This is a genomic window from Flavobacterium beibuense F44-8 (assembly GCF_000769915.1).
Taxonomy (GTDB): domain Bacteria; phylum Bacteroidota; class Bacteroidia; order Flavobacteriales; family Flavobacteriaceae; genus Flavobacterium; species Flavobacterium beibuense.
Window position 1 is genome coordinate 104,178 of record NZ_JRLV01000019.1, and the last position, 11,119, is coordinate 115,296.

Annotated in this window: 6 protein-coding genes and 1 pseudogene; 3 read left to right on the forward strand and 4 right to left on the reverse strand. The window is 34.9% G+C overall.

The window, feature by feature from the left end; translation table 11 throughout:
* Nucleotides 1-103: 103 nt before the first annotated feature.
* From Q763_RS14390 to aqpZ, 3 genes are all read right to left on the reverse strand, one after another.
* The gene (locus tag Q763_RS14390; protein ID WP_084596078.1) at nucleotides 104-1,867 is read right to left on the reverse strand and encodes a T9SS type A sorting domain-containing protein; all 1,764 of its coding nucleotides are present in this window, start codon (nucleotides 1,865-1,867) and stop codon (nucleotides 104-106) included.
* A 131-nt stretch (nucleotides 1,868-1,998) separates the two neighbouring features.
* Nucleotides 1,999-2,880 (reverse strand): SDR family oxidoreductase, encoded by an 882-nt coding sequence (locus tag Q763_RS14395; RefSeq protein ID WP_035135526.1) that lies wholly within the window; start codon nucleotides 2,878-2,880, stop codon nucleotides 1,999-2,001.
* Nucleotides 2,881-3,013: 133 nt separating this feature from the next.
* Nucleotides 3,014-3,703 (reverse strand): aquaporin Z, encoded by a 690-nt coding sequence (aqpZ, locus tag Q763_RS14400; RefSeq protein ID WP_035135529.1) that lies wholly within the window; start codon nucleotides 3,701-3,703, stop codon nucleotides 3,014-3,016.
* A 312-nt stretch (nucleotides 3,704-4,015) separates the two neighbouring features.
* Between aqpZ and Q763_RS14405 the strand changes: the two genes are divergently transcribed.
* Complete coding sequence (locus Q763_RS14405) at nucleotides 4,016-4,645, forward strand: response regulator transcription factor (protein WP_035135531.1); 630 nt, start codon at nucleotides 4,016-4,018, stop codon at nucleotides 4,643-4,645.
* On the opposite strand, the gene Q763_RS14410 is transcribed toward Q763_RS14405, so the two are convergent.
* Nucleotides 4,642-7,662: a ligand-binding sensor domain-containing protein gene (locus Q763_RS14410; protein ID WP_035135533.1), complete on the reverse strand. Its 3,021-nt coding sequence runs from the start codon at nucleotides 7,660-7,662 to the stop codon at nucleotides 4,642-4,644. The genes Q763_RS14405 and Q763_RS14410 overlap by 4 nt on opposite strands.
* Before the next feature lie 448 nt (nucleotides 7,663-8,110).
* Between Q763_RS14410 and Q763_RS14415 the strand changes: the two genes are divergently transcribed.
* A complete protein-coding gene (locus Q763_RS14415; protein WP_035135539.1) occupies nucleotides 8,111-9,310 on the forward strand; it encodes a helix-turn-helix domain-containing protein in 1,200 nt (399 codons plus the stop codon).
* Between the two features lie 949 nt (nucleotides 9,311-10,259).
* A pseudogene (locus Q763_RS14420) lies at nucleotides 10,260-11,119 on the forward strand (hypothetical protein); the annotation flags it as partial.

Sequence of the window (11,119 nt, forward strand, 5' to 3'; positions counted from 1 at the left end):
ATTAATTTTTGTTTTGCTATTGCCCCGTGTTTCCTGTAATAACGCAGAAAAGCCGATAAATTTAATTATCGGCTTTTCCGGGAAGGTTAATTGGTTGTTTTGGTTATTTAATGATAAGCTTTTTAGTATCAGTATAGTTACCTGCCTGTACCTTTACAAGGTATAAACCTGAGTTAAGTGCAGAAAGATTTATTTGTTGTGGCTGTCCGTTTGTAATAACTGTATTGTAAACCATGCTTCCTGTAATTGAATATACAGTTATGTTTGCCTGGTTTGCATCAGTGTTTTGAGTACTGAAGTTTACTGTTACATTCTTGTCTGAAGACGGGTTAGGGTATAGGCTAAAGTTTGTTGTTGATAAGTTAAAATCATCATTACCCAGAAGGTTTGTAAACATAACGTTATCAATAAAAGCTGCATGGTGAGCGGTATCTGCATTTACCATGAATACCAGGTGTTTTTGCTCATCAAAGCTTCCCTGAGCAAATTCTACAGTATAGTTTTGGTTTTCTTCTGTAAGAGCTATTGGTTCACCTAATGCTGTGAAAGTTTCAGTATCAGCAGGATTTGTCATAGTACCCAACTGAACGGTTACGTTACCAGCACCTTCTTTATACGAATCAAAAGTTACCCCATATGCATCTTGTGTTGCTACTATTGACGGACTAATAAGGTATCCCGGTGAGTTAGTAGACATCATGCTGTAGTAAGTAACAAATTTGTTTTCTGTTTCCTCATCCTGATCGATGTAAACAAAAGTACCATCAGTTAAGCTGCTCCAGCAGTTTTGTGGAAACGAAGCTGTAGGACCGGCTACTATAAAATCTTCAAAGCCTTCTTCTAATCCTGCCTGTGCTTCACAGTTTATTTCCCATTTTACATTATCAAGAATTGCAGCGTTGTGAACAGCATCTGCCATAAACTGGAATGCGATATAAGTATCTTCTGTAGCATTGATTACAATGTCACTGTAAGTCGTTACATCTGCTGATAGTGTAATAACATCTCCAAAGGCAGTAAAGGTTTCTGCATCTGCCGGATCTGTCATTGTGCCTATCTGTACAGTCACATTAGCCTCAGTTAGTTTAGCTGCGTCAAACGATAGTTTATGGTTTCCGTCAATTGTAGAAATTGCAGGTGTTATTAAATAACCAGCTTCATTTATCGACATCCCTGTGTAAAAAGTTGCTGCTATTTCACCTTCCTCACCATCAAGATAAACCATGGTGTTGGTTGTTAGTTTTGACCAACAGTTTTGAGGGAAATCTGTTGCAGCACCTGTTATTACAAATTCATTAAAGTTTTCGTCTAAAGTATCAGCAGCTTCACAGGTACTTGGGATTTCACTCCATACTACATTGTCTATAAAAGCAGCATTGTGTGCTGTATCACCACTTATTTTGAAAGCAATATAAGTGCCTTCGGCTGCAGTTATAGCTATATTGCTGTGAGTAGTATAATCATCTGTAACTGTAATTGGTTCGCCAAAGGCTACAAATGTATCAGCGTCGGTATTGTCTGTTAATGTTCCCAATTGTATGGTAACGGTTCCAGGAGCAGGTGGAGGTCCCATAACTATTCTTTGAGTATCAAAAGATAGTTCATAGTTACCATTTAAGGTGTTAAGCTCAGGTGTAATAAGGTATGCATCAGTATCTACAAAAGTTGATGCATAAAAAGTTACAAAGTTTTCGCCTTCTTCACCATCTATATATACCATTGGTCCGTCTGTAATGGCTGACCAGCAGTTTTGCGGTAAATTTTCGAATGTATTGAAGTTTTCAGATAATGTTGCGGTTGGATCGCATTGTGCATTTGCCATTATTGATGCACACACTAAAGATGCAGTGAGTAATAATTGTTTCATATCTTTTATTTAGATTTATTTAAAATAATGACACAAATATATTGTTTTTATTTAAACCTATTCTAAATAGTGTAAAAAAATTAAGCCCGAATTTATTTTCGGGCTTTGTTGTTTTTTATATAGTAATGTAATTATTTGTTTTTCTTTGCTTTAATCATGGCTTCAAGCATATCCCACATTTCTTCGGGGATTGCTTCAAGAAGGTTAAACTGTCCGGCACCTTTTAACCATTCGCCACCATCTATAGTAATTACTTCGCCGTTTACATAGGCAGAATAGTCAGAAACCAGATAGGCAGCAAGGTTTGCCAGTTCCTGATGGTCTCCCACGCGTTTAAGCGGAACTTTCTTAGCTAAATCGAATTTTTCTTTTAAATCACCAGGCAGTAATCTGTCCCAGGCACCTTTTGTAGGGAATGGACCAGGTGCTATGGCATTGCTTCTAATGCCATATTTTGCCCACTCTACAGCCAGACTTCGGGTCATGGCTAATACACCTGCTTTTGCCGTGGCACTTGGTACTACGTAAGCAGATCCTGTCCATGCATAGGTGGTTACTATATTAAGTATTGTTGTGTTTTCCTGTTTAGTGTCTATCCAGTGTTTACCAAAGGCTAATGTGCAGTTTTTAGAGCCTTTAAGAACAATATCTATAATGGTATCAAATGCGTTTGCCGATAGCCTTTCGGTAGGAGAGATAAAGTTGCCGGCAGCATTGTTAAGCAGTACATCTACTTTACCATACTCTTTTAAAACAACCTGAAGCATATTTTCAACCTCTTCATAATGGCGAACGTCACATTGTACAGCAAGACATTTGCCACCGGTTTCCTGCTCCAGTTCTTTAGCTGTGTTTTGTAGTTTTTCTAAATCTCTTGATGTAATGGCGACTTTTGCACCCAGTTCCAAAAAATATTTGGTCATGGATTTACCAAGGCCACTACCTCCACCTGTAACAACAACAACCTTACTCTCAAGCGCGTTGTCACGAAGCATTTTATTAGTATAGTTCATAATTTAATTCTGAATTAGTTTTTTACCAAGTTACAAATTATTTGGCTTGGATAAATTTTTTATGCATGCATATTAAAAAATAAAAGGGATAAAACCAATAGCTTATCCCTTAAGTGTTTACTAATGTTATTTTTTATTCATTTTTCCCAAAGAAACCTTTATAAACCAGTCCGGCGAGTACAGCTCCAATTATTGGGGCTACCCAAAATACCCATAACTGACTCAATGCCCATGTATCGGCAAAAAATACCTGACTTGTACTCCTTGCAGGGTTTACCGATGTATTGCTTACCGGTATGCTAATAAGGTGGATGAGGGTTAACCCGAGCCCTATGGCTATTGGGGCAAGTCCTTTAGGTGCCCTTTCGTCTGTAGAGCCTAAAATAATAATGAGGAACATAAATGTCATTACTATTTCACACAGTATTACGACCTGCATACTGTAACCGCCGGGGGAATGTTCGCCATAGCCGTTTGCGGCAAAACCACCGGCTACAAAGCCTTCTTTGCCCGATGCTATAGTGTATAAAACATAAGCGGCAAGTATGCCTCCCAATACCTGTGAAATAATGTAGGGGATAAGTTCTTTCTTGTCAAACCTGCCGCTTATCCATAAGCCTACAGATACTGCAGGGTTTAAATGACAGCCGGATATATGACCAATGGCGAAAGCCATAGTTAAAACAGTGAGACCAAAGGCAAGGGCAACGCCCATAAAACCTATTCCGTGTTCGGGGAAAGAGCAGGCAAGTATGGCGCTTCCGCAACCGCCCAGTACAAGCCAGAATGTACCAATGAATTCTGCGATTAATTTTTTTGTCATAATTTATTGATTTAGGTGATTAATATTATGAGCTAAAAAAAATAGAATCTTTTTACAGTTGGTTTTTGGAGATTATTGTCTTAATAATGAACTGTATGGCTTTGAAAAAAATGAAGGTTTGTTTTTGATGATTTAGGTTAAATTTAGTTTAAAACTTATCAATATTGTACAATCTGTAAGATTACTTTAACATATTTTAGTTAAAAATTTACTAAAAACTAAATTGTCTGATTTTCTTTTTATGATTTTTTTTGATTTTTTAAGTACTTTTATCAAACAAAGTTATATCCCCACCGTATAACGAAAAATAGTATGAATATATTGATAGCCGATGACCACAGTGTTGTAAGGCAGGGTGTAGCATTGATTTTGAGAGAAGCGTTCAAGACCATTGAAATATATCACGCAGACAGTTTTCAGGAAGTTGTAGTAAAATTGAAGAAGCAATCTGTTAATTTACTTCTTCTTGATATTAATTTGCCCGGCGGCAACAGTGTTGGAATGATTAGCAGGGTAAAGGATTTGCAGCCTGCTACAAAAATTTTGATGTTCTCAGCTTTTGATGAAGAACAATATGCTTTAAGATACCTGCATGCAGGAGTTGATGGCTATTTGAATAAGCTTAGCTCTGAAGAAAAAATAATAGAGGCCGTAACCGAGATATTACAGGGCGGAAGATACTTTAGTAATAAAGTAAAGGAACGCATTTTTGAAAATGTAATCAATAAAATACCCGATAATCCTTTAGACAGCCTTTCTAACAGGGAGCTTGAAATTGCAGATTTACTGGCAAGGGGAGAGGGTAACCTTGAAATAGCTAACAGGCTGGATATTAAAATGTCTACAGTGAGTACCTATAAAAGCCGAATATTTGATAAACTGGGTGTTACAAATGTTGTATCGCTGGTAGAGAAGTTTAAAATGTATCGGGAGCAAAGCTAAACTGTAAACTTTATTGTAATACTTGTTCCGCCTTTTTGGGTGCGTGTAATGTTTATTTTTCCTTCTAAAATATGAACAAGCTCTGCAACCATTGGTAGTCCCATTCCTTTAGTTGAGCTTTCTTCCTGCATAAAATTACCCTGAAGTATTTTATTGTAGTATTCAAGTTCCTTATCGGTCATACCTTTTCCTGTATCTTCAATAGATAGGGTTAATCCGTCTTTTTCTGTAACCGAACTTATTATGACCGATCCGTCTGTTGTGTTTTTTGTGGCATTATCGATAAGATTATGCAATATAATGGATAACAGATGTCGATTTATGGTAGTTGTAAAGTATTGGGGTATCTTATTATGGATATATGTTTTTTGGGCAAGTGCTATATTCCTGAAAAAGTCTTTTTTCTCTTCGGCCAGTTGATATAAGGAGTAAGGTGTCGACTCATCGTTATTAATGTTTGTCTCCTTTGCATATTCTAAAAAGTTATCTACAAAATGGTACAGCTGAAATGATGAGGTGTATATAGACTGGAGATTCTCTTTTAAACTATCCTGATTAGTATCTATATTATTATACAGGTACCTGCCGGTTATGGAAAGGAACTTAAGCGGACTCTTGATATCATGAGTTATAGACTTGATAAGTTTTTTATGGTTATCAATTTGTTTACTCAGGTCATCTTTTGTTCTTCTTAGTGTTAGTATAGTTTCCTGCAGTTGTGAAGTTTGCAGTATAACTTTGCTTTCCAGTACAGTGTTTTTGTAGCGTATGTACTTTATACGTAGTTTAATGAAAAGTAGTACTAGCAGGATTCCAACTATTAGGATGAATAACTGAAACCAGGTTGTTTGCCAAAAAGCCGGTTTTATGGAGAATGCTACATTTTTATAAGTCCATTTTGAGCCGAATCCGGTTAATTTTCTGGTTTTTAGAATGTACTCTCCCGGAGGTAAGGTTGAGAAAGATATTGTTTTTTCGGTGAGTACAGTCCATTGCTGATTTACCGGGCCTTCCAGCATAAACTCAATGTTTTCATTATATGGCTCGCCAAAGTAAGGACTGTTTACTATAAAGTTTAATCGTCCAAAATTTCGGTCAAGCTCAAATGTTTCACAGGTATGAATTGTTTTATCATCTACTACAATCTCATCAATATACAAAGGGTTTTTTGGTACAATAGGGGATATATCATCCGGATTGAAAAAAACGATACCTTCCATAGAAGGGAAATATATTGTTTGATTTTTAAGGTATACACCACAAGGCTGGCATCCGCCATTAAACTCATTATTAGGGAAGCCTGAGTTTTTATTGTAACTATGATAATATATACCGGCAGATTCTTTTGCGGCATAGTTTAACAAGTCCTGCTTCTTAATCTGGAATATGCCTTTGTTTGTGGTAATCCAGAAAAAGCCGTTGTTGTCTTCTATTATACAGTGACTGGTTAACAGGTATTGGTTTTTATCCGGAGGGAACTGGGTGGTTTTATTATGCTTATAAAGGAAGAAGCCTTTGCCGTAACTAGAGGCCCATACTTCTCCTGTAGGCTCTACGTATAGTGATCGTACATTGCAACTCGGGAAATCAGGTATTTTATAACATTTTTTACTTTTTATATCATATTTGCTTAGTCCTTTCCATGTTCCTGTCCATATTGTGGTGTTATTTGGTACGCTAATGGATGCGGCAGCTTCTTTAACTCTCAGGAAAGCAGTAGGGCGGCAATGCCTGTCTTTAGGGTCTATATAGTAAATATATCCACCCTTTGCGTTAGGCTTATTTAATGTTCCAAACCATATTTTTCCGTCAGGAGCCTTAGTCATTGCTGTAATGCTTACTTCAAGTTCCCATTTGTCAAAAGATTTATAATCAGAATCTTTTTTAAAACGATACAGTATCTTGCTGTGTTTAGTCCAAACGTCTCCATGATTATCAACTACCATCATGTACTTGTCTGAGTAGCCAGCCATATCGGTAATTTCTTTATAACCTTTTGAAGTAAATATTTCCCCGGTACTGCTTAAAATTTTGTTTTGCCCAATATCCGAAAGGGCATAGTACACACCATCTGTGCCTATAGTATGAGGAAATAAGGGTATGATATGGTTAAAGCCTACCTTTCTTACTTCAAGTAATCCTTTATTAGCACTTCCCAGATATAGCTTTTTAGAGAACTCATCATATAAAAAGGATATAATGTTGTTATGAGGTACATCAAAGTCTTCTGAAACCAAAACGGTTTCTATTAAGTTATTATGGGGTTTTAAATAATAGAGTTTTTTTTGGGTGTAAATAAACGATTGCCTGGCAGCATTGTTAGTAAATATAAAATAAGGAGAGGAAAACTTCCTGTCGTATTCTACAGACTTGGTCTTTAAATTTGAATCAAAAACAATGGCTTTATTGTCTTTAGTGTTCAGGTAAAGTGATGAGTTAATTATATAAAACTGAGAATTAACGGGGTATTTGTAGGCAATCTCTACAGCTGTATTTGCTTGTTTGTTGTACAGTTTTATACTATCGTTACCTATTATGTATAAATTTTGGTTAGCCTGAATGTCTATGTATTCACTGTCTTCTATAAACGATAATGATGATACAGGGTTGTGATTGCTTTCAATTATTTCTTTAACTGATTTATAAGGCTCAGATATTCTTTTGTTGAGGTTTTTTATTTTTCTGTTGTTTATCAGTAAGAACTGATGGCTTTCATTTAATAAGTAAATACTATCGTTTTCGGGAATACCGCTAAAAAGGCGCATCCTGTTTGATATAAGCCCGTGAATATTTTCAGAATTGTAAATGTCAAATGTTTGTCCGTCATATCGTGCTATACCATTCTCTGTAGATAGCCATATATAGCCGTATTTATCTTTTACTATAGAGTTAACCGTATTTTGGGGTAGGTTGTTACTATCGGCTGAATACCAGGTGTGCAGGAACTTTTCCTGCGCACTAATAGTATTACAGCCAACGCAAAGCAGTAATAGGATAAAAGATTGAAAATAATTCATTTTGGGGGCTATGAATTTAACTTATAAATCAACCAAATTTATTGTATGTTTTTGATCAATTCCTAGTTTGTAGAAATAATTCTACACAACTAAAAATATAATTTTATGCAATGATATAAATTTAATACATAGATTTGCAACGCCCCATTAAATAAAAATACAACTAAAATTAATTTACTAATGCTATGTTTTTAAAATCCCCCCAAAAAGTTTTAAAGGCATTTAATTACAATAATGCTCATCAATCTGATAACAAACTTTACAAAACAGAAGTAGATTAGTTTTTGCCTGATTTATTCATGATTTCTCCTTGGTTTAATCACTATGGGGTATTGTCGTGTATTTATTTCGGGAGAATTTTGATTATGTAACTGATTTTTTAACTGAATTGTATAAGATAAGCAGAGTAATCTTTTAACTGCATACGTGCACAAAATGATTATTTGTTATGATTGAATTAGTATTAATTGGCCTGCTCGTTCTTACGGCAGCTACACTTTATATTGCATCGCAAATAAAGTCAGTTTTATTATTCGACAGGATATGTAATGCCTTTTTGGTATTTGCATCACTACAGGCATTATTTGCCCTAGTTAGTATATATGCCGGTGGTAATTATACCTTCATGGCAATACCTTTCTTTTTGGCATATGGTCCGTTTAAGTATTATGCTGTAAACTCACGTATTAATAATCAGTTTTCAAGGAAATCGGTTTATGTTCATTTTATCCCGTCTTTTATTTTTTGTTTTGCTTATCTCATTGTAAACGAATTTAGTTTCCTAAATGCATATTTGCCGGTATATAACAACATAATGTTTCTTTCGGTTTTTGTATCGATGACATCTTATTCTGTTTGGGCACTTTTATATGGTAAAGCTAAAAACGAACGTGACAATGATCCTTTGGCTCGTAAACTTTTAAGTTTTTCATCAGCTCTTGTTATACTTGTGAGTATTGTTTCTTCAGTTTATCTCATTAAAGAGTTTTTAAATACGGGCAAAGTGAACCCTGTAATTTTTAGTTCAATTTTCTATACACTGGCTTTATTTTTAGTAGCAGTCGCATTTAGGTATAAGGTGTATAGTTTTATTGCTTTTATGCGATCGGTAAATGAAGAGTTTGATCAGGAAGAAATAAAAGAAGAAGATAAATTATCTGAAAATTTAAGTTTACAAACTGAAAATATGCCTGCTAACGCAATGGATGTTAATAACGAGAATGATGATTTACATAATAACGAAGATGTTATTTCCCTGAAAACGTCTCCTCAAAAATATGCTAAGTCGGCACTTAATGAAAACATGTTTGAAGTATATGAGGAAAAGCTACAGCATTTTTTTAAGGATGAAAAAGTTTTTCTGGATAATGATATGTCTCTGGAAGTACTGGCAGAGAAAATGAAACTTTCTAAGCACCATCTTACTCAGCTCTTTAATGTTTATATAGGAGAAAATTTTAATCAGTATATTAATAAATACCGTATTAGCTATTCATGTGAGTTGCTTCAGGGTAATGAAGGTGAGATGACAATGGAAGAAGTTGCTTTTGAGAGTGGTTTTAATTCGAAAGTTTCTTTCAACAGACATTTTAAAAATATTATGGGGTGTACTCCGTCAGACTATACTAAGAAGGAAGGAGTAGCATAACATTATAGTGTTTAAATTTAAGATACTCTATTATATATAGTTTTTGATAATTAAATAGCATGTACACAAGTGCTAGTATAACTTTAAGAACCACCCAATACCAATCTATATACTATCTCTAGGCCGGACCTTATATTTAAGGTTCGGCTTTTTTTTGTGATTAAACTTTTAAGGTTTGTAAAGTCTCTTAGGTTGCTTTTTTGCCTGTATGTGGTTTTTAACGTTACTGGTTTTGTTATTATCTCCTGTCAAATCAAATCAAAATTTATGAGCTGCTTATTTTTTGGTTACTTGTGTGAGTGATTTTTGTTGTTCTTTTTCGATTATTTTTTGTTTTTAAAAACTTCATTGATCGTTTGTTTTGTGGAAAAAACACACTCTCTCAAAGGGAAAATAATAATTGTTTTGTAAATATCATAGTTGTTTCAGTATTAAACCGTAATTAAACCATGAATTCTATGTTTTGTCTATGTTCAAATAATTGGGAAAGGTATTTTTCCAATTATTTTTTACGCCATATGCGATTTAAAATTAGAGATTTGCATCAGAAATTAAGTTTTTATTAACAGAGAACGATAACTGCCCCCAAAAAGTAACCGTTCCTGATTTTTTCCCCTGAGGAGTAAAAAATCTGTGATATAATTTAAGTGTTGTTTAATACTTTTTTACAGTTTTTTGAAACAAAAAAGAACATGCTGCAAGAGGTGATGTGGGTTTGTTAGGACAACCCCGTCCGGGTGATTAAAAATTGGAATTTACATAAGGCAGTATTTAAGGCTTTGTTATATGTTAAGATATAATGAGATGTTAAATATGTCTAATATAAATCTATAAACTAAAGATGTAAATTACAAAATTGCCCCCACAAATACCGTAAAATATTTAAAAGTTTTCCCCAAAGACTTTTAGACATCAAAACCCAAAAAAAGAAATTTAATTACTAATGACGATGAAAAACTTATTGTCTGCCCTGGTCTTGTTACTGGGAGCGGCAGCTGCAAATGCGCAGGTAGGTGTAGGAACCTCCAGCCCTAATGCCTCTGCACAACTCGAAATTGTATCTGAAGATAAGGGTATTTTAATACCACAGGTTTCCCTAACAGATACGACAGACGCCACAACCATAACAAATGGTAATGTTTCAAGCCTTTTAGTTTACAATACTTCACAAACAGCAGATGTAAATCCAGGCTATTATTATTGGTTTGATAATAAATGGAACAGGATTTTAACCGACCTTGATATCTTTAACGAAACCATCACTACGCTGGTAGATAATGGTAACGGTACCTATACTTACACTAGTGAAGATGGTGTGGTAACGGTTATTGATATACCGGGTAATCAAACATTAACCACTTTAGTGTACGATCAAACGGCTAATACCCTGACATATACCGATGAGAACAATAACCCGGTTGTTATTGATTTACCTACATTGGTTCAAAATGCTGAGACATTAACCTCTTTAGTGAAAAATGAAGACGGATCTATTACTTATACCGATGAAAACGGTAACCAAACCAATATTGATCTTACAGGTATAATTCAGGATAATCAGGCAGTGACAAGTATTGTAGCTAATATTAATGCAGGTACAATAACTTTTACAAATGAACTTGGAGAGACTACCGTAATTAACATATCAGATTTTGTTACGCAATATGAAACAGTAACCACATTAGTTGATAATGGTGACGGAACTGTTACTTACACTAATGAGGAAGGTACAGCGGTAACAGTAACACTTCCTGCCGGATTAAACGGAGTTGACGGTACTGATGGTCTAAGTGCTTACGAGTTATGGTT

Coding starts and splice junctions, on each gene's coding strand:
- Q763_RS14390 (WP_084596078.1), bottom strand. CDS start 1,867: ATGAAACAATTATTACTCACTGCATCTTTAGTGTGTGCATCAATAATG.
- Q763_RS14395 (WP_035135526.1), bottom strand. CDS start 2,880: ATGAACTATACTAATAAAATGCTTCGTGACAACGCGCTTGAGAGTAAG.
- aqpZ (WP_035135529.1), bottom strand. CDS start 3,703: ATGACAAAAAAATTAATCGCAGAATTCATTGGTACATTCTGGCTTGTA.
- Q763_RS14405 (WP_035135531.1), top strand. CDS start 4,016: ATGAATATATTGATAGCCGATGACCACAGTGTTGTAAGGCAGGGTGTA.
- Q763_RS14410 (WP_035135533.1), bottom strand. CDS start 7,662: ATGAATTATTTTCAATCTTTTATCCTATTACTGCTTTGCGTTGGCTGT.
- Q763_RS14415 (WP_035135539.1), top strand. CDS start 8,111: ATGATTGAATTAGTATTAATTGGCCTGCTCGTTCTTACGGCAGCTACA.